The sequence below is a fragment of the Microbacterium sp. LWS13-1.2 genome, from assembly GCF_040144835.1.
Lineage (GTDB): Bacteria > Actinomycetota > Actinomycetes > Actinomycetales > Microbacteriaceae > Microbacterium.
Genome location: NZ_CP151632.1, coordinates 288,739 through 307,271 on the forward strand (window position 1 = coordinate 288,739; position 18,533 = coordinate 307,271).

Consider the following 18,533-nt stretch of genomic DNA (forward strand, 5'->3'; position numbering starts at 1 on the left):
ACGCACGGCGCATCCGACAGCACCCATGCCGGATGGACCACCGGCCATAAGGTGGCTTCATGTCCACCGAGCCGCGCGCGGGGCGACCGAAGGCGTCGTCGCGCGAGACCATCGCCGAAGCGGCGTGCGAGCTGTTCCTCGAGCAGGGCTACGAGCAGACCTCGATCGCCGATATCTCCAGCCGCGCCGGAGTCAGCCGGTCGAGCTTCTTCAACTACTTCTCCTCCAAGTCCGATGTGCTGTGGGCGGGGCTCGACGAGCGGCTCGCCGCATTCGAGCGGCACCTGGGCTCGGACGAGGAGACGGCTGCCGTCGCCGACGTCCGTTCGGCGACCCTCGCCATAGCAGACGGATTCGCGCCCGACAGCCTTGCGCTGGGCATCGTCAACGCGAAGGCGATGGGACTCGAGGCCGAGTACGAGCGCGACGCCGCCCTCCGCCGGGCGCGCGTGGCGAGGGCGGTCTCGACGCGGTTCGTCCGCGCTGGGTCGGATCGCGTGCGCGCCGAGGTCGCCGGCGCCGCGTGGGGCGGGGCGGTGCTCGCCGCGGTCGAGGCGTGGGCCCACGACGGTGCCGGCCGCACCTCGCTCGCGCGCTTCCTGGCTCGTGCGGCGGACGCCGCCGAAGCCGTCGGGCCGGTGCGTGCCGGGGAGGTGCGGCAGCTGCGCGTGGTCGTCGAGGCGCCCGACTTCGAGGCCGCCCTCCGCTTCTACCGCGACGTCGTCGGGATGCCGCAGGCCGAGGCGTACGAGGCCGAGGGCGGTGCCCGCGTGGCGATCCTCGACGCCGGGCGCGCGACCCTGGAGCTGTCGAACCCGGCGCAGGTCGCGTTCATCGACCGCGTCGAGACAGACGGCGACGCCCCGAGCGACCGCATCCGGCTCGCGCTCGAGGTGGACGACAGCGCTGCCGCCGCCGAGCGCCTGGCGCACCGCGGCGCGGAGGTGCAGGCATCCGCCCGCGTCACGCCCTGGCGCTCCCGCAACGCGCGTCTGCGGGGTCCTGCGGGTCTGCAACTGACCCTGTTCGAGGAGCTCGGACCCGAGAGCTGAATCGCCCGCGACGGCGGGCGGCGGCGGAGCGGGCGGCGTCGGCATCCGTCCCCGGTAGAATCGGGGCATCATGGCGACTTTCGGCACCCTCTCCGACCGGCTCACCGAGACCTTCCGCAACCTCCGCAAGAAGGGGCAGCTCACGCCCGCGGATGTCGATGGCACCGTCCGCGAGATCCGGCGCGCCCTGCTCGACGCCGACGTGGCGCTGCCCGTCGTCAAGGACTTCACCGCCAAGGTGCGCGAGCGCGCGCTCGGCGATGAGGTGAGCAAGGCGCTGAACCCGGCGCAGCAGGTCGTGCAGATCGTCAACGAGGAGCTCGTCGCGATTCTCGGCGGCCAGCAGCGCCGGCTGCAGTTCGCGAAGAACCCGCCGACCGTCATCATGCTGGCGGGCCTGCAGGGCTCGGGTAAGACGACCTTCGCGGGCAAGCTCGCCAAGATGCTCGAGAAGGACGGCCACACGCCGCTCCTCATCGCCGCCGACCTCCAGCGTCCCAACGCGGTCAACCAGCTGCAGGTCGTGGCCGAGCGCGCCGGTGCCGCGATCTACGCGCCCGAGCCGGGCAACGGCGTCGGCGACGCGGTCAAGGTCGCCCGCGATGGCGTCGAGGTCGCGCGTCGCCAGCAGCACGACGTCGTCATCATCGACACCGCCGGCCGCCTCGGCGTCGACGCCGAGCTCATGAAGCAGGCGGCCGACATCCGCAAGGCGACCGATCCCGACGAGGTGCTGTTCGTCATCGACGCGATGATCGGACAGGATGCCGTCAACACCGCCAAGGCGTTCCAGGACGGCGTCGACTTCACCGGTGTCGTGCTCTCGAAGCTCGACGGCGACGCCCGCGGTGGCGCCGCGCTCTCCGTCGCCTCGGTCACGGGCCGCCCGATCATCTTCGCGTCCACGGGTGAGGGCCTCGACGACCTCGAGGCGTTCCACCCCGACCGCATGGCGTCGCGCATCCTCGACCTCGGCGACATCCTCACCCTCATCGAGCAGGCTCAGCAGGCGTTCGACGAAGAGGAGGCGCTCAAGGTCGCGGAGAAGCTCGCGACCGAGCAGTTCACCCTCGAGGACTTCCTCGCCCAGATGCAGCAGATGCGCAAGATGGGCTCGATGAAGAAGATGCTCGGGATGCTCCCGGGCATGGGGTCCATGAAGGATCAGCTCGAGAACTTCGACGAGCGCGAGATCGACCGCACCGAGGCGATCATCCGCTCGATGACCCCCGCCGAGCGCCGCAACACCAAGCTCCTCAACGGATCGCGCCGGCTGCGCATCGCGCGCGGCTCTGGCATGACAGTCACGGACGTCAACCAGCTCGTGCAGCGATTCGACCAGGCCGCGAAGATGATGAAGACCGTCGCCCGCGGCGGCGTGCCGAACATCCCCGGTATGGGTCCGATCCCCGGCGCCGGCCGGCCGGGCGCCTCGTCCAAGCGCGGCAAGCAGCAGAAGGCGAAGGGCTCGCGGTCGGGCAACCCCGCCAAGCGCGCCGCCGAGAACGCGGGGATCGCGGCCCAGGGCGCCGAGGCCCCGACGGGCTCGGGCTTCGGGCTCGGCGCCGGAGGAGCGAAGGGCGCCCCGTCCGAGGCGGATCTCGCCGAGCTGCAGAAGATGCTCGGCCGCGGCTGACCCCGCGCTTGTCCGGGCGGCCTGCGCGCCGCCTTCGAGACTGCGCGCGGCCTGACCGCCGGTGGTCGCCCTCTCCGTCGCGAAATCAGGTGATTTCGCCGAGGTAGGACGTTTCGGCGGGAAACGTCCTACGCCCGTGAAATCACCTGATTTCGCGACGGTGGAGCCGCTGGGCTATCGCCATGAGTATCGTCTCCACGACGTATTCCCACCGGAAGAACACCTGGAAGTAGTCGAAACGGAGCACGACGTAGCCGCGCAGGACGAGGCGAGCGTCGGCTTCTAGATCACGCCGGCGGTCTTGCGCCGAGCTGTGGAACTCGAATCCATCGAGCTGCACCAGAAGCGAGTCGCCAACGCGTCCGTCGATGCGGTGACCGTCGATCGTCACCTGCTGCTGGACCGGCACGCCGACCTGCTTCATGCCATGGACGAATCGCGTCTCCAGGCCGGAGTCTGAGAGCTCGCTCGCCAGCCGCGCGAACTCCGATGCAGCGCTGCTTCGCCAAGCGACGCGCTTGAGCGTCGCGGCCATCGCCTTCTTCGCTCGAATGGCGGACTCCCAGACCGCCAGAGCATCGCGTGGTTCCACGCACCTCGCGACATGGAAGAGGATGTTGACGACCGGCTCCTCCGTCATGGTCCGGCTCACGGGCGCCGGCGCAGACGCCCAATGCAATCGAACTCCCTCAGTCGCATTGCGGGATGCAGTGGCCTGAACTGCGACGTGCACCTCCGGGTGGTCCGGAACCCACAGTCCCAGCATCTCCGCACCGCTCAGGCATGTCGCTCGCCCACCCACGGAGGCAGCCTTCACGCGCCTCTCATCGGCATCCGGACGTACTAGCCACGAACGGCGCACCCGGTGGAGATCCCCGCGGGCTACGCCATCGGCGATCTCGCGGGCGGTGTAACCGGCGACGCGCAGCTGCGACGTGTGCGAAACGCCGTGGCGCTGATCGATCCACTCTAGGAGGGACGGTCCGGTGCCGAGGTCTGCGGTGTTCACTGGTCCAGCGTCGATGGCCTCCACCTTCGGGCGCGCACACGTGCACCGATCCGGGGAAAATGCGGCGCAGCCGCAAGTTGGGGAGGAAGCCGTGCCTGGCGTCCCGGCCTCGAGCCACGGCATCCACAGCCTCCTCGCTGTTGCGAGATCAGGTGATCTCACCGGGGTAGGACGTTTGACGGCGGGTTCTCCTGTGCTGACGAAATCACCTGATTTCGTGCCTCGGCGCGGGGTGCGTACCGACGCGCGGTCAGCCACGCCTCGCGCCTGTCGGATGCCGCTGGCGACGCCTCGCGCTGTCGGATGCCGCTGGCGACGGCCCGCGCCGGACGGATGCCGCTGCCGCGGCATCCGTCCCCTCCCGCGACGTGCGAGGTGACGTCACAGGGGTGGGCCGCTGGCGCGGAGTGGCCCCTGCGGAGCGACAGCGCCGCGTCAGCGGCCGAGGGTGGCCAGGTGCTCGCGCAGCGTGGGGCCGGAGCGGAACTCGCCGACCAGGTGGCGCACAACCTCGCGGAGGTCGCCTTCGGCCGCGTCGGCGACGGCGAGCTGGCGCGAATAGCTCGCACCGCCCGTGAGGATAGCCTCGATGCCCGCCAGTTCGCGGGCGCATTTGAGGTCGTCGGCGATGTCGCCGATCTCTGCGAGCGTCTCGCGCAGGTGCTCGGTGACGAGGCGCTGGGTGCCGAGATGATCGACGATCACGCGTGCGTCGAGTCCGTAGCGCGCGGCGCGCCACTTGTTCTCGCGGATGAACCACGGCTGGATCGTCTCGAGCGGCAGCCCCTCGTCGAGCCGGCGCGAGAAGTGCTCCACGAGCACCTGCACCAGGGCGGCGACCGCGGCGAGCTCGGGGAGCGTCGACATGCCGTCGCAGGCGCGCACCTCGATGGTTCCCCAGCGCGGCGCCGGACGGATGTCCCACCGCACCTCGGTGGCGTCCTCCATGACTCCGGTGCCGACCATGTCGTCGAGGTAGCCCTCGAACTCGCTCCAGTTCTGGAGCGGCCACGGCAGACCCGCGGTGGGCAACTGCTGGAAGACGAGCGCGCGGTTGGAGGCGTAGCCGGTGCGCTCACCCGCCCAGAACGGGCTCGACGCCGACAGCGCCTGCAGGTGAGGCAGGTAGACGGCGAGGGCGTTGATGATCGGGAACACCTTGTTGACGTCCTCCACGCCGACGTGCACGTGGATGCCCCAGATCATCATGTTGCGGCCCCACCACTGGGTGCGCTCGATGAGCTTGTGGTAGCGGGTCTTGTCGGTGACACTCTGGTCGTACCACTGCGCGAACGGATGGCTGCCCGCGCAGAGCAGGTCGACGCCGTGCGGGTCGGTGTAGGTGCGCACCTCGGCGATCGCGTCGGCGATGTCGTCGACGGCGGCGGCAACGGTGTCGCCGATGCCGCTGGTCACCTCGACGGTGTTCGTGAGCAGCTCGCCGGTGACGGTGTAGCGCTCGAGGCTGGAGCGCTCTTCGAGCGCGGAGAGGAGATCGGGGCCGCGGGGGATCAGGTCCCCGGTCGCGGTGTCGGCGAGCATGAGCTCCCACTCCAGGCCCACGGATGAGCGGTCGGATGTCGCGAAGGGCACCGTCATGGGCACAGTCTGGCACGCACGGGTCTGGACTCCGGTGGTTCGCGGCATGGTGCGTCATCTGGCAGAATAGAGGGCTGGACCACACGCTCGACCCTCTATCCAGCGTCGTGCTCCTCCTCTGAGCTCCCGCCGGGTGTGCACCCCACGCTCCAGGCGACAGGTTCGTTCGCTTTCCACACATTCAGGAGAATCGTGGCTGTCAAGATCCGTCTCAAGCGCCTCGGCAAGATCCGTGCGCCCTACTACCGCATCGTCGTGGCCGACTCGCGCACCAAGCGCGACGGCCGTGTCATCGAAGAGATCGGCAAGTACCACCCCACCGAGGAGCCCTCGTTCATCGAGGTCGACTCCGAGCGTGCCCAGTACTGGCTGAGCGTCGGCGCACAGCCGACCGAGCAGGTGCGCGCACTCCTCAAGCTGACCGGCGACTGGGGTCAGTTCAAGGGCGACAAGAACGCGGTCTCGACCGTGAAGACCCGCGACGAGAAGCCCGCGTTCGAGATCGACTCCTCGAAGAAGTCGGTCGTGAAGCCGAAGGCCGAGAAGAAGGCCGAGGCCGCCGAGGCTCCCGCCGCCGAGGCGACCGACGAGGCCGCCGCCGAGTCCGCAGAGTAATCCGTTGCTCGCCGCCGCGCTCGAACACGTCGTCAAGGGGATCGTCGATCACCCGGACGACGTCCGCATCGACTCGTCCACGTCGCCCCGCGGCGACGTGCTCGAAGTGCACGTCCACCCCGATGACCGGGGTCGCGTGATCGGGCGCGGCGGCCGCACGGCCAAAGCCCTACGCACCCTCATCAGTGCCCTCGCCGACGGACGCCGCGTGCGCGTCGACGTCGCGGACGACTGAGGTGTCAGGCGAGAACACTGCGGGATCGGGCGCAGACGCCCGCAAGCCCGTGAATGCCGTTCCCCCCGCTGGCAAGACGCAGCTCCGTGTCGGTCGCCTCGTCAAGGCGCACGGACTCAAGGGCGCCATCAAGCTCGAGCTGTACACGGACGACCCCGACGGTCGCTTCGTCCCCGGCGCGACGTTCACCCTGCAAGTTCCCGAGTCGTCGCCGTGGCACGGCAAGCCGCTCACGGTGCGCGAGTTCCGCTGGATGAACAGCCACCCGGTCGCCTTCTTCGAAGACGTCGACGACCGCGACGCCGCAGAGGCGCTCATCCGCGCCATCCTGTGGGTCGATGAGGACATCCAGGCCTCGCCGACCGAGGAGGACGCCTGGTTCGATCACCAGCTCGTCGGCCTCGAGGTCGTCCGCGACGGCCAGGTCGTCGGCAAGGTCGCCCGGGTGGACCATTTCCCCGCACAGGACCTGCTCATCGTGAAGGTGCGCGACGACGAGGTGCTGGTGCCGTTCGTCAAGGCGATCGTGCCGGAGGTCGACATCGCGGCCGGGCGCGTCATCGTGACCCCGCCGGCAGGGCTCTTCGAGGAGCTCCCCGAGGACGACAACGGCGACGACGCTGCGGCGGAGACGTCCGCCGACGACGCTGACGACGCTCCGGCGGGCCCGTCCGCCGACGACGCCGACACCGCTCGCTGACACCGTCTCACGCGGCGCCACCGGCAGCCGTGCGGCAGATGTGATCTGCGGGTAACACGGCGGGAAACGCCCCGGAACCTCCATCCCGGATCATCGAAGGCATGGGCGAAGTACGCACCGTGTGCTCCTACTGCGGCGTCGGCTGCGGTATCTCGGTGACGACCTCCCACGTCGGGGCGGGGCATCCGCTCACCATCGCGAAGGTCGCGGGCGACCGTGCCCACCCCACCAACGCCGGGCGGCTCTGCACCAAGGGCGCGACCCATGCGGAGCTCATGCAGGCTCCAGGGCGCATGACCTCCGCACACGTGCGCCCCGCGAGAGGGGAGCCAGCGGAACCTGTCGCACTCGCTGATGCCGTGACGGATGCCGCGACGCGCCTGCGCGCGATCCTCGACGAGCACGGGCCCGATGCCATCGCGATGTACGTGTCGGGGCAGATGAGCATGGAGGCGCAGTACCTCTCGAACAAGCTCGTGAAGGGCTACCTGCGCGGCATCCACATCGAGTCGAACTCCCGCCTGTGCATGGCGTCCGCCGGCACCGGCTACAAGCAGTCGCTCGGTGCCGACGGCCCGCCCGGCTCGTACGAGGACTTCGACCGCGCCGACCTGTTCTTCGTGATCGGGTCGAACACGGCGGACTGCCACCCGATCCTGTTCCTGAGGATGGCCGACCGGCTCAAGCAGGGCGCCAGGCTCATCGTCGTCGACCCCCGCCGGACCACGACGGCCGACCGCGCCGATCTCTTCCTGCAGATCGCCCCCGGGACCGACCTCGCCCTCCTCAACGGCCTGCTGCATCTGCTCGTGGAGGCCGGCGACATCGACGAGGAGTTCATCGCCGCCCACACCGAGGGCTGGGAGCACATGGCGGAGGTGCTCGCCGAGTACCCGCCTGCGCGCGTGGCGGAGCTGACCGGACTCGCCGAGGACGACATCCGCACGGCCGCCCGCTGGATCGGGGAGGCCGACGAGTGGATGACGCTGTGGACGATGGGCCTGAACCAGTCCACCCACGGCACGTGGTCGACCAACGCCATCTGCAACCTCCACCTCGCGACGGGCGCCATCTGCCGGCCGGGGAGCGGGCCGTTCTCGCTGACGGGCCAGCCGAACGCGATGGGCGGGCGCGAGATGGGCTACATGGGTCCCGGCCTTCCGGGGCAGCGTGCCGTGTTCAGCGGCCCCGACCGTGCCTTCGTCGAAGAGGTCTGGGGGCTCGAGCCCGGGTCGATCCGCGCCGAGTCCGGCGCCGGCACCATCGACATGTTCCGCCGCGCCGCCGAGGGCGAGATCAAAGCGGTGTGGATCATCTGCAGCAACCCGGTCGCGTCGGTCGCGAACCGCAAGACGGTGATCGAGGCGCTGGAGAACGCCGAGCTGGTCATCGCCCAGGACGTCTACACCGAGACCGCCACCACCGCGTACGCCGACATCCTGCTCCCCGCCACGCTGTGGGTGGAGGCCGACGGCGTCACGGTCAACAGCGATCGAACGCTCACGCTCGTGCGCGACGTGCTGCCCGCCCCGGGCGAGGCCCAGCCGGACTGGCTGACCATCTGCCACGTGGCGCGCGCGATGGGGTTCCCGGGCTTCGACTTCGCCTCGAGCGACGAGGTGTTCGACGAGATCCGCCGCTTCTGGAACCCGCAGACCGGATGGGACCTGCGCGGCGTCACGTACGAGCGGCTGCGCGAGACACCGGTGCAGTGGCCCGCGCCCCCTGACGACGCCGCGACGCGGCATCCGATCCGCTACCTCAACGACGGGGTGAGCCAGTCGCTGCACGTCGAGGACGACGGCACGGTGCCGCGTCTCGCCTTCGCGACCCCTTCGCGCCGCGCCCAGTTCCTGGCGCGCCCGCACCTGCCGCCCGCAGAGCTGCCGGACGACGACTACCCGTGGGTGCTCAACACCGGCCGGCTGCCGCACCACTGGCACACTCTGACGAAGACGGGCCGCGTCGCCAAGCTGGCGAAAATGCATCCCGGCCCGTTCGTCGAAGTGCACCCCGTCGACGCCGAGCGGCACGCGATAGCGGAGGGCGACGTCGTCGAGGTCGCATCGCGCCGCGGCCGCTTCGTCGTGCCCGCGGTGCTCACCGACCGGGTGCAGCCCGGCGGCCTATTCGCGCCGTTCCACTGGAACGACGAGCACGGCGAGTACGTGACGGTGAACGCGGTGACCAACGACGCGGTGGACCCGCTGTCGGCGCAGCCCGAGTTCAAGTTCGCCGCCGTGACGCTGCGGCGCGTGGGGCCGCCGCCAGGCGGCGCGGCGGCCGGTTCCGCCGACGAGGCGCTGGCAGCCGCGGGCATCGACCTCGCGCCGCCGGCGCTCAACGACCTCGAAGGCGCCTACCTCGCGGGCTTCCTGTCGACGGTGCGCTCGGCGGTGCTCGCGTCCGGAGAGGTTCCCGTGCTGCCCGTCGAGGCGCCGCTCGGCCCGCGAGCGCGAGCGTGGTTCGATGGTGTGCTCGCCGGCGCCTTCTCGCGCACCACCGCCGGGGGTGGGATGCCGGCGGCCGCGGCACAGGACGAGGTCGTGGTGCTGTGGGGCTCGCAGACCGGCAACGCCGAGGAGTTCGCGACCGCGGCGACCGCGGCGCTCGGCGCCCGCGGCATCCCGGCGCGTGCCCGGAGCATGGCGGAGCTGCGCGCGTCGGATCTGACCGCCGTGCGCCGGCTGCTCGTCGTCACGTCGACGTTCGGCGACGGCGGGCCGCCCGACAACGCGGCGGCGCTGTGGCACGAGCTGAACGCCGATGGCGCCCCCGAGCTCTCCGGGCTGCGCTACGCCGTGCTCGCGCTCGGCGACTCGAACTACGACGACTTCTGCGGTCACGGCCGCCGACTCGATGCGAGACTCGGCGAGCTCGGAGCGACGGCTCTCCTCGAGCGCGTCGACCTCGAACCGGATGCCGACGAGCCGCGCGCGGTGTGGCTGGCGCAGATCCTCGAGACCCTCGCGGCGGAGGGTCCGGACGCCACGAGCGGGGGCGGGGGAGCACTGGGGCTCCAGGCGCCGCCCGCCCGCCGGTTCTTCAGCCGTTCGAACCCGGTGGGTGCGACGCTGGTGCGCAACGACCTGCTCAGCGGCCCGGGTTCGCAGAAAGAGGTGCGGCGCATCGCGTTCGACCTCTCCGACACGGGCGCGCGGTACGAGGCCGGCGACTCGCTCGGCGTGGTCTGCGCCAACTCGCCCGGTGTCGTCGCGGAGTGGCTCGGGGCCACCGGCATCGCGCCACACACGATCGTGGAGCTCGACGGCCAGGAGCGCACGTTCGTGGACGCCCTGCGCACGCGGCTCGACATCACCAAGACACCTCTCGACCTGGTCCGGTTCGTCGCGGAGCGCAGCGGCGACGGCACCCTGTCGGCGCTGCTCCGGCGCGAGAACAAGGGCCGCCTCGAGCAGTTCCTGTGGAGTCAGCAGGCGGTCGATCTCGTGCGCGACTTCCCGGTGACGGCCACCGCCGCCGACTGGGTCGGCGTGCTCAAGCGGCTGCAGCCGCGGCAGTACTCGATCTCGTCGAGTCCGAAGGACGACCCCGACACCGTCGAGCTGACGGTGTCGGTCGTGCGCTTCGAGACGGAGTCGGGCCGCGCGCGCGGCGGTGTGTGCTCGACGTTCCTCGCCGACGGCGATGCCGCCTCGGCTCCCGTCTACCTGCAGCGATCGCCCGCCTTCCGGCCGCCCGCGGCCGGCGACACGCCGATGATCATGATCGGCCCGGGGACCGGCGTCGCGCCGTTCCGCGCGTTCCTGCACGATCGCCGAGCAGACGGGCATACCGGCCGCAACTGGCTCTTCTTCGGGGAGCAGCACGCCGCGACCGACTTCTACTATCGCGAGGAGCTCGAGGGGATGCGCGAGGACGGCTTCCTCACGCGCCTCGACCTCGCCTTCTCACGTGACCAGCGGCAGAAGATCTACGTCCAGGACCGCATGGTCGAGCACGGCGCGCGACTGTGGCACTGGCTCGAGGAGGGCGCTCACGTCTACGTGTGCGGCGACGCGACGCGCATGGCAAAGGACGTCGACGCGACCCTCGTCGCCATCGCGCAGCAGCACGGCAACCTCTCGGAGGAGGCTGCGGCGGAGTACACGCGCACACTCGCCGCCGAGGAGCGCTACGTCCGCGACGTGTACTGACCGTTCACCGACCGCGGGGAATCGCGAAAGGGTGGAGTTCTGCGCGCGCTGTGACGTGCGGAGATCCACCCTTTTGCGATTCCGGACCGGCGGAGAACTCCCGCTCGCGGATCCCGCGAGGACGCATGAAGAACGGGATGCCTCGGATGAGGCATCCCGTTCTGTCAGGACTCTGAGTCAGATGCGCTGCTTCGCCAGCGACGGCCGCGGGATGACATAGACGAACAGCGTGAGCAGGAGCAGCCCCACGTAGGCGGCTACGAAGCCCACGAAGGCCGCCGCGTAGCCGCCCGTCGCCAGCTGCGACGCGTTCAGCACCTGCGGCACCAGGAAGCCGCCGTACGCGCCGATCGCCGAGATCAGGCCGAGCGCCGCGGCCGACTTGCGCTGCATCTTGGCGGCGTCGGGTGTGCCCGGCGCGAAGCCCTTGGCGATAGCCCGGCCGGCGAAGATGCTGGGGATCATCCGGTAGGTGGAGCCGTTGCCCATGCCGGTAGCGGCGAAGAGCACCAGGAAGCACGCGAGGAACACCGCGAAGTTGCGCAGCGGCAGTATCCACATGAGCGCGAGTGCCCCCAGCGCCATCACCGCGAAGGCGCCCACAGTGACCCGTGCGCCGCCGAAGCGGTCGGCGAGCCGGCCACCGTACGGGCGGGCGAGCGAGCCGACGAGCGCGCCGAGGAACGCCAGCGAGACGGCGGCCTGCCCGACCTGGATGGTCGAGAACTCCGGGAACTGGTCGGCGATGAGCTTGGGGAACACGCTCGCGAAGCCGATGAACGAGCCGAACGTGCCGATGTAGAGCACGGCCATGATCCAAAGGTGCGGTTCGCGCAGGGCCGCGGCGGAGCTGCCGAAGTCGGCCTTCGCGGACGACAGGTTGTCCATGTAGCGCCACGCGCCGAACATCGCCAGCAGGATGAGCGGGATCCACATCCATCCGGCGAGCGAGATGTTGAGCGTCGCACCGGCGCCGATGGTCACCGCGATCGGGACCGCGAACTGCGCGACCGACGTGCCGAGGTTTCCGCCTGCGGCGTTGAGACCGAGCGCCCAGCCCTTCTCCTTCTGGGGGAAGAAGTAGGTGATGTTCGCCATCGAGCTCGCGAAGTTGCCGCCACCGACGCCGCCGAGCGCCGCCACGAGCAGCAGCACGCCGAAAGGCGTGTCGGGATTGCCGACCACGATGCCGAGCAGTACCGCCGGGATCAGCAGGAGGCCGGCCGACACGATCGTCCAGTTGCGGCCGCCGAAGATCGCCACCATGAACGTGTAGGGGAAGCGCAGGGTCGCGCCGACGAGGCTCGGCAGCGAGATGAGCCAGAACGACTCAGAGCTCGTGAGCTGGAAGCCCGCCGCCGGCAGCATCACGACGACGATGCTCCACAGCTGCCAGATGATGAACCCGAGGAACTCGGCGAAGATCGACCAGCCGAGGTTGCGCCGCGCGATGGCGCGACCCTCTCCGAGCCAGAACGTCGCGTTCTCGGCGTTCCACCCGTCGATCCAGCGCCCGGGGCGATGAGTGAGGGCGACCGGCGCATCGGACGGCGAGGTGATGCTGGGCGGTGATGCGGTATCCGTCAACGACGGCGAATCGGTCGTGGTCATGGCGCCTCCCTGAGGGTGAGCAAACACGTGGGGGTGAGTGTGTCTCCACGTTAGGAACGCGGTGTTTCCGCCCGTCAGCCCGCGCGGTTACTTCTCGATCACTTCTGCGTCACCGCCGTCGCCATGCCGAGGTGGGTGCGCCGTCACACATCGGAAACACGGGGGCCTCCTAGACTCGGAGGCATGCGCGTCGACATCGTCACGATCTTCCCGACGTTCTTCGATGTGCTCGGGGTCTCGCTGATCGGCAAGGCCCGTGACCGCGGCATCCTGGACATGCACGTCCACGACCTGCGTGACTGGACGCACGACCGCCACCGCACCGTCGACGACACCCCGTACGGCGGCGGCGCGGGCATGGTGATGAAGCCGGAGCCGTGGGGCGAGGCGCTCGACGAGCTGCTGAGCGAGGATGCCGTGCTTCTGGTGCCCTCGCCCGCCGGCGAGCTGTTCTCGCAGCCCATGGCGCGAGAGCTGGCGGAGGAGAAGCACCTCGTGTTCGCGTGCGGACGCTACGAGGGGATCGACCAGCGGGTCATGGATCACTACGCCGCGCGCGGGCGCGTGCGGCTCGTCAGCCTCGGGGATTACGTGCTCAACGGTGGCGAGGTGGCCGCGATGGCGGTCATCGAGGCGGTGTCGCGCCTCATCCCCGGCGTCGTCGGAAACCCCGAGAGCCTCGTGGAGGAGTCGCACGAGCTGGGTCTGCTCGAGTATCCGAGCTACACCAAGCCCGCCGAATGGCGGGGCCTGGAGGTTCCTCCGGTGCTGCTCAGCGGCAACCACGGGGCGATCGCCGCGTGGCGGCGGGAGCAGAGCCTCGAACGCACCCGGGCGCACCGCCCCGATCTGCTGCGGGAGCCCGAACCCGAGTCGGCGCCCTGACACGGCTCAGGCGGGTTCGATCACGTTGAGCCGGTAGCCGCGCTTGACGACCGTCTTCACGAGGTCGGGGACGCCGAGGGCCTCGCGCAGGCGTGCGACGGCCATCTCCACCGCGTGGGTGTTCTCTCCGGACCGGGGGAGGGCAGCCTGCAGGCGCGGACGTGAGACCACGCCGCCCTGTGCGTCGAACAGGGCCGCCACGATGTCGGTGGCGCTCCGTGACAGAGCGATGTGCCGGCCGTCCAGCACGATCCCGCCGCTGCGCAGCTCGAGCCGGCCGGCGGATGTCGGGAGGGATGCCGCTCCGCCGCCGCCGAAGTGCGTCACGACGGCGCGTACGAGGGAGCCGAGGCGGCCGCGCTCGGCGATGAGCGGGTGAAGGCCCGCATCCTGCAGCGGACCTGCGGTGATCGGCCCGACGGCGGCCATGAGTACGCGCCGCTCGGCCTCGCGCTCGACGATCGCCTCGAGCACGCCTTCGTGGCGGGCCGCGGTGATCCACTCGGCAGCACCGGGCGCGGAGGTGAACAGCACGGCGTCGACCTCGCCCGCCGCGGCTGCGACGACCGAGCGGGAGACGGCCGCGGGATCCGGCGGCGGGCCCCAGCGGTACACCGTGAGGCTCACGACGTCGGCGCCGGCACGCGTGAACAGCTCGTCGAGGCCGTCGGCGCCGGAGCCATGGTGCTGCACGGCGACGCGTCTGCCGGCAACGCCCTCGGCGAGGAGGAACTCGCCCAGCTCGACCGACGTCTCGGACTCCGCGACCCAGTCGGCGGTCAGACCCGCCTGCTGGATCGCACCACGGGCCTTGGGGCCGCGGGCGACGATCTGCGCACGAGTGAGCGCCGCGTGGAGGTCGTCGAGGAGTCCCGCTTCGTCGGCCGCCTCCATCCAGCCACGAAAGCCGACGCCGGTGGTCGCGACCACCACGTCGGGCTGACGTGCGATCAGCTCGCGCGTGGCTGCGATCAGGGCGTCGTCGTCGATGTGCGGCACGATCGTGAGCGCCGGCGCGTGGCGGACCTGCGCACCGTGGCGTTCGAGGGCAGCGGCGAGCTCCGACGAACGACGGTCGACGGCGATGACGATCGTGCAGCCGTCGAGCGCGGCCGACAGGGTGGGGCGGGTGGTGGAGCTCAACGGACGGTGTCACCTGCCAGCTGGTGTTCGGGCTGCAGCAGCCCGGCACGGGCGACGTCGCCCACGACGATGACGGCGGGGTTTCGCACACCGGCACGTCCGGCATCCAACACCACCGAACCCAGCGTACTGCGCGTCGTCCGCTGATCGCGGTGGTGTCCGCGCTCGACGATCGCCACCGGACGGTCGGCCGGCACGCCGGCGTGCAGCGCGTCGGAGACGATGCGGGGCAGCGCGCCGACGCCCATCAGGATCACGGTGGTCACGCTGTCGTCGCGGAGCGCGGCGAGCGTCGCCTCGGTGACCTCGGACGGGCCGTTGACGATGTGCACGGCGCCGGCGACACCGCGATGCGTGACCGGGATGCCGGCGGCCTGCGGCACCGCGATGGCGCTCGAGATTCCGGGCACCACGTCGACGGGGATGCCTGCCGCCAGGCAGGCGGCGACCTCTTCGCCGCCGCGGCCGAAGACGAACGGATCGCCGCCCTTGAGGCGCACCACGCGCTTGCCGGCCCGCGCGCGAGCCACCAGGAGGTCGTTGATCTCCTCCTGCGGCACCGGGTGGTGACCGGGGTGCTTGCCGACATCGATGACCTCGACGCCCGGCCCGACGTGATCGCGGATGTCGGTCGGACCGAGCCGGTCCATCACGACGACGTCCGCGCGCTGCAGCAGACGCCACGCCCGCAGGGTGAGCAGGTCGATCGGACCGGGACCGCCGCCGATGAGGTCGACGCGCCCGACCGCGGTCATCGCTCTCCCTCCCAGCGGACCAGCACGTGTCCTTCGTCCACCGCGACGGGCCAGACGTGCAGGCTCTTGGGCTCCTTGCCCTGGGTGTCGAGGCACGCGCCCGTCCGCAGATCGAAGACCTGCTTGTACATGGGGGACGCGACCGTGGGGACGTCATGCCGTGTCCCGACGATGCCGCGCGAGATGACGTGGGCGTGGCTGTACGGGTCCAGGTTCGACACCGCGTGCACGCGGCCGCCCGACCCGTCCGGTCCGTGGAGGAGGAACAGGGCGATCTGGGTGCCGCCCAGGAGGGCGGCCCGGCCGCGCTCCACCTCGAGGTCGTCGAGGGCGCACACCCGCACCCAGCCGTCGGGAGCGGTGTACTCGGCCGTCCGCGGGTCGACGAGCGTCATCGGCGCACCTCCAGTGTCGTTCCGGCGATGAGCACGCGCGAGTCGGTGCGCTCGTCCTCGGTCGCGGGTCGGGGCTGTCCGCGCTCGGCGGTGTAGGCGAGCGAGGGGTCGGGAGTGGTCGGAGCGTTCACGAAGGAGGCGAACCGACGCAGCTTCTCGGGATCGTCGAGCGTGGCCTTCCACTCGTCCTCGTAGGAGTCCACGTGCGCGGCCATGGCGGTGTCGAGGTCGGCGCAGATGCCCAGGCTGTCGTCGAAGATCACAGCGCGGAGCTCCTCGATGCCGCCGTCCAGATCCTCGAACCACGGCGCCGTCCGCTGCAGCCGGTCGGCGGTGAAGATGTAGTACATCAGGAAGCGATCGATCGCGGTGAGAAGCTCTTCGTCGCTGAGCCCCTCGGCCAGCAGCACCGCGTGCCGCGGCGTGAAGCCGCCGTTTCCGCCGACGTACATGTTCCAGCCCGCCTCGGTCGCGATGACGCCGACGTCCTTGCCGCGCGCCTCGGCGCACTCGCGGGCGCAGCCCGAGACGCCGAGCTTGATCTTGTGCGGCGAGCGCAGGCCGCGGTAACGCAGCTCCAGCTGCACGGCCATGCCGACGGAATCCTGCACGCCGTACCGGCACCACGTGGATCCGACGCACGACTTCACCGTGCGCAGCGACTTTCCGTAGGCGTGGCCGGATTCGAACCCCGCCTCGACGAGGCGCTGCCAGATGTCGGGCAGCTGCTCGAGACGCGCGCCGAACATGTCGATGCGCTGTCCGCCGGTGATCTTGGTGTACAGCCCGAAGTCCTGAGCGACCTGGCCGATCACGACGAGTCCCTCGGGCGTGATCTCCCCACCCGGGATGCGGGGGACGACCGAGTAGCTGCCATCCTTCTGCAGGTTGGCCATCACGTGATCGTTGGTGTCCTGCAGCGTCGCGTTCTCGCCCTCGAGGACGTGTCCGCGCACCAGCGTGGAGAGGATGCTCGCCAGCGCGGGCTTGCAGATGTCGCATCCGCGGCCGGTGCCGAAGCGCTCGATCACGGCGCTGAAGGTGGTCAGGCCCGACACGCGGACGGCGTCGAACAGCTGGCGGCGCGACATGTCGAAGTGCTCGCAGATGGCGTTGCTCAGCGCCGCACCGGACTTCGCGAGCTCCGTGCCGACGATCTTCTTGACCATCATCACGCAGGAGCCGCAGGCGGCTCCCGCCTTCGTGCACGCCTTGATCCCGGCGACGTCGGTGCAGCCCTCCTCGTGGACAGCATTGCGGATCCGGCCGGCGGTCACGCTGTTGCACGAGCACACGAGCGCGTCGTCGGGAAGATCCCCGGTGGGAGCCGCGACGCCGCCCTCGGGCATGAGGTAGGCAGCCGGGTCGCCGCCGAGCGCACCCCCGACGAGGGGCCGCAGCGAACCGTAGGCCGAGGCGTCGCCGACGAGGATGCCGCCGAGCAGGGTCTTGGCGTCGTCCGAGAGCACGAGCTTCTTGTAGACGCCCGCCACCGGGTCGGCGTACGTCACATCGAGGGCGCCGGGAGTCTCGGCGAAGGCGTCGCCGAAGCTCGCCACATCGACGCCCGACAGCTTGAGCTTCGTCGACAGGTCGTAGCCGGGGAAGGATGCCTCGCCGCCGAGCAGACGGGTCGCGGCGACCTCCGCCATCGCGTAGCCGGGTGCGACCAGTCCCACGCACATGCCGTCGTAGTTGGCGACCTCGCCGATCGCGAGGACCCGCGGGTCGGAGGTCTGGCACCCGTCGTCGATCAGCACGCCGCCGCGCTCGTGCACGTCGAGACCGGCACTGCGGGCCAGTTCGTCGCGCGGCCGCACCCCGACCGTGAACACCACGACGTCGGTGCGTGCATAGGAGCCGTCGCGGAACTCGAGGCCGGTCACCTGACCCGACCGGTCAGGGTCCAATCGGGTCGTCACCGTCTCGGTCTTGACGGCGATGCCGCGCGACTCGATGAGTCGACGGAGCGCATTGCCGCCCGGCAGATCCAGCTGGGCGGACATCAGACGGTCGGAGGACTGCACCACGGTGCAGGCGACGTCGAGACCCTGCAGTGCACCGGCCGCCTCGAGCCCGAGCAGCCCGCCGCCGATCACCGTGCCTGCGAGCGGTCGCCCAAGTTCGGCCGAACGTCGCTGCACGAACTCCTCGAGCTTCTCGACGTCGTCGAGCGTGCGGTAGACGAAGCAGCCCTCCAGCCCGAAGCCGTCGACAGCGAGCCGTGCGGCGTAGGAGCCGGTCGCGAGCACGAGCCGGTCGTAGGCGACACTCGTGCCGCTGCGCGTGGTCACGCGGCGCGCCGAGCGATCGATGCGGGACACGGCGTCCCCGCGGAGGAAGCGCACCCGGCTGTCCTCGAGGACGGTGCGCTCGAGCTCGAGATCCTCGGCGGACGCCCCGGCGAAGAACCCTGTCAGCCCCACCCGGTCGTACGGGTGACGCTGCTCCTCGCCGATCAGCGTGATGTGCCACTGCTCGCCGGCCCGGCTCAGCAGGCTCTCGACGAATCGGTGCGCGACCATGCCCGCACCGACGACCACCACATGGGTGCCGAGGGCAGGGGTGTCGCTCATGTCGTCACCGTACGCGGCTGATGTTGCAGCAGCGTCAGCGTCATGTTTCCAGCTGTCGACACGATCCCGGTCGGCCATGGCTCCTCCTCGTGGGGCGAAGATCTCGGTGATCCAGACGTTACGAGGGCGGTGTTTCACCCCCCGACCGCCCACCGTTACCCCGAG

Annotated in this window: 14 protein-coding genes; 7 read left to right on the top strand and 7 right to left on the bottom strand. The window is 70.4% G+C overall.

Going from position 1 to position 18,533, the window contains the following annotated elements:
- The first annotated feature begins 59 nt into the window (after positions 1-59).
- Positions 60-1,052 carry a TetR family transcriptional regulator gene (locus MRBLWS13_RS01400; protein ID WP_349427314.1) on the top strand — a complete coding sequence of 331 codons (993 nt, stop codon included), beginning with the start codon at positions 60-62 and terminating at the stop codon, positions 1,050-1,052.
- Between the two features lie 70 nt (positions 1,053-1,122).
- Complete coding sequence (ffh, locus tag MRBLWS13_RS01405; RefSeq protein WP_349427315.1) at positions 1,123-2,688, top strand: signal recognition particle protein; 1,566 nt, start codon at positions 1,123-1,125, stop codon at positions 2,686-2,688.
- Between the two features lie 142 nt (positions 2,689-2,830).
- Here ffh and MRBLWS13_RS01410 read toward each other — a convergent pair whose 3' ends face one another.
- Together MRBLWS13_RS01410 and MRBLWS13_RS01415 are read right to left on the bottom strand one after the other, a co-directional pair.
- Positions 2,831-3,721 carry a DUF559 domain-containing protein gene (locus MRBLWS13_RS01410; protein ID WP_349427316.1) on the bottom strand — a complete coding sequence of 297 codons (891 nt, stop codon included), beginning with the start codon at positions 3,719-3,721 and terminating at the stop codon, positions 2,831-2,833.
- A 411-nt stretch (positions 3,722-4,132) separates the two neighbouring features.
- Positions 4,133-5,296 carry a glutamate--cysteine ligase gene (locus tag MRBLWS13_RS01415; protein WP_349427317.1) on the bottom strand — a complete coding sequence of 388 codons (1,164 nt, stop codon included), beginning with the start codon at positions 5,294-5,296 and terminating at the stop codon, positions 4,133-4,135.
- A gap of 192 nt (positions 5,297-5,488) precedes the next feature.
- Here MRBLWS13_RS01415 and rpsP point away from each other — a divergent pair, with 192 nt between their 5' ends.
- The 4 genes from rpsP (at position 5,489) to MRBLWS13_RS01435 (ending at position 11,003) form a co-directional block, all read left to right on the top strand.
- Complete coding sequence (gene rpsP, locus MRBLWS13_RS01420) at positions 5,489-5,911, top strand: 30S ribosomal protein S16 (RefSeq protein WP_349427318.1); 423 nt, start codon at positions 5,489-5,491, stop codon at positions 5,909-5,911.
- 4 nt (positions 5,912-5,915) lie between these two features.
- A complete protein-coding gene (locus MRBLWS13_RS01425; RefSeq protein WP_045276246.1) occupies positions 5,916-6,146 on the top strand; it encodes an RNA-binding protein in 231 nt (76 codons plus the stop codon).
- 49 nt (positions 6,147-6,195) lie between these two features.
- Positions 6,196-6,846: a ribosome maturation factor RimM gene (rimM, locus tag MRBLWS13_RS01430; protein ID WP_349428954.1), complete on the top strand. Its 651-nt coding sequence runs from the start codon at positions 6,196-6,198 to the stop codon at positions 6,844-6,846.
- Positions 6,847-6,947: 101 nt separating this feature from the next.
- A complete protein-coding gene (locus MRBLWS13_RS01435; protein ID WP_349427319.1) occupies positions 6,948-11,003 on the top strand; it encodes a bifunctional nitrate reductase/sulfite reductase flavoprotein subunit alpha in 4,056 nt (1,351 codons plus the stop codon).
- A 177-nt stretch (positions 11,004-11,180) separates the two neighbouring features.
- On the opposite strand, the gene MRBLWS13_RS01440 is transcribed toward MRBLWS13_RS01435, so the two are convergent.
- On the bottom strand, positions 11,181-12,614 hold the full coding sequence (locus MRBLWS13_RS01440; protein WP_349427320.1) for an MFS transporter: 1,434 nt from the start codon (positions 12,612-12,614) through the stop codon (positions 11,181-11,183).
- Positions 12,615-12,797: 183 nt separating this feature from the next.
- On the opposite strand from MRBLWS13_RS01440, the gene trmD reads away from it, so the two are divergent.
- Positions 12,798-13,499: a tRNA (guanosine(37)-N1)-methyltransferase TrmD gene (gene trmD, locus MRBLWS13_RS01445; protein WP_349427321.1), complete on the top strand. Its 702-nt coding sequence runs from the start codon at positions 12,798-12,800 to the stop codon at positions 13,497-13,499.
- 6 nt (positions 13,500-13,505) lie between these two features.
- Here trmD and MRBLWS13_RS01450 read toward each other — a convergent pair whose 3' ends face one another.
- From MRBLWS13_RS01450 to nirB, 4 genes are read right to left on the bottom strand one after another with little or no spacing between them, the layout of a single operon-like run.
- Positions 13,506-14,642 (bottom strand): uroporphyrinogen-III synthase, encoded by a 1,137-nt coding sequence (locus tag MRBLWS13_RS01450; RefSeq protein WP_349427322.1) that lies wholly within the window; start codon positions 14,640-14,642, stop codon positions 13,506-13,508.
- Positions 14,639-15,397: a uroporphyrinogen-III C-methyltransferase gene (gene cobA, locus MRBLWS13_RS01455; protein ID WP_349427323.1), complete on the bottom strand. Its 759-nt coding sequence runs from the start codon at positions 15,395-15,397 to the stop codon at positions 14,639-14,641. Before cobA ends, MRBLWS13_RS01450 begins: the two co-directional genes overlap by 4 nt.
- Entirely contained in the window at positions 15,394-15,792 is a 399-nt protein-coding gene (gene nirD / locus MRBLWS13_RS01460) for a nitrite reductase small subunit NirD (protein WP_349427324.1), read from the bottom strand. Before nirD ends, cobA begins: the two co-directional genes overlap by 4 nt.
- Positions 15,789-18,368, bottom strand: coding sequence for a nitrite reductase large subunit NirB (nirB, locus tag MRBLWS13_RS01465; RefSeq protein WP_349427325.1), 2,580 nt, complete (start codon positions 18,366-18,368; stop codon positions 15,789-15,791). The genes nirD and nirB overlap by 4 nt, the downstream gene beginning before the upstream one ends.
- Positions 18,369-18,533 lie beyond the last annotated feature (165 nt).

Bases quoted from the DNA above. Each gene is read 5' to 3' on its own strand.
- MRBLWS13_RS01400 (WP_349427314.1), top strand. From the start codon at position 60: ATGTCCACCGAGCCGCGCGCGGGGCGACCGAAGGCGTCGTCGCGCGAG.
- ffh (WP_349427315.1), top strand. From the start codon at position 1,123: ATGGCGACTTTCGGCACCCTCTCCGACCGGCTCACCGAGACCTTCCGC.
- MRBLWS13_RS01415 (WP_349427317.1), bottom strand. From the start codon at position 5,296: ATGACGGTGCCCTTCGCGACATCCGACCGCTCATCCGTGGGCCTGGAG.
- MRBLWS13_RS01435 (WP_349427319.1), top strand. From the start codon at position 6,948: ATGGGCGAAGTACGCACCGTGTGCTCCTACTGCGGCGTCGGCTGCGGT.
- MRBLWS13_RS01440 (WP_349427320.1), bottom strand. From the start codon at position 12,614: ATGACCACGACCGATTCGCCGTCGTTGACGGATACCGCATCACCGCCC.
- trmD (WP_349427321.1), top strand. From the start codon at position 12,798: ATGCGCGTCGACATCGTCACGATCTTCCCGACGTTCTTCGATGTGCTC.
- cobA (WP_349427323.1), bottom strand. From the start codon at position 15,397: ATGACCGCGGTCGGGCGCGTCGACCTCATCGGCGGCGGTCCCGGTCCG.
- nirD (WP_349427324.1), bottom strand. From the start codon at position 15,792: ATGACGCTCGTCGACCCGCGGACGGCCGAGTACACCGCTCCCGACGGC.
- nirB (WP_349427325.1), bottom strand. From the start codon at position 18,368: ATGAGCGACACCCCTGCCCTCGGCACCCATGTGGTGGTCGTCGGTGCG.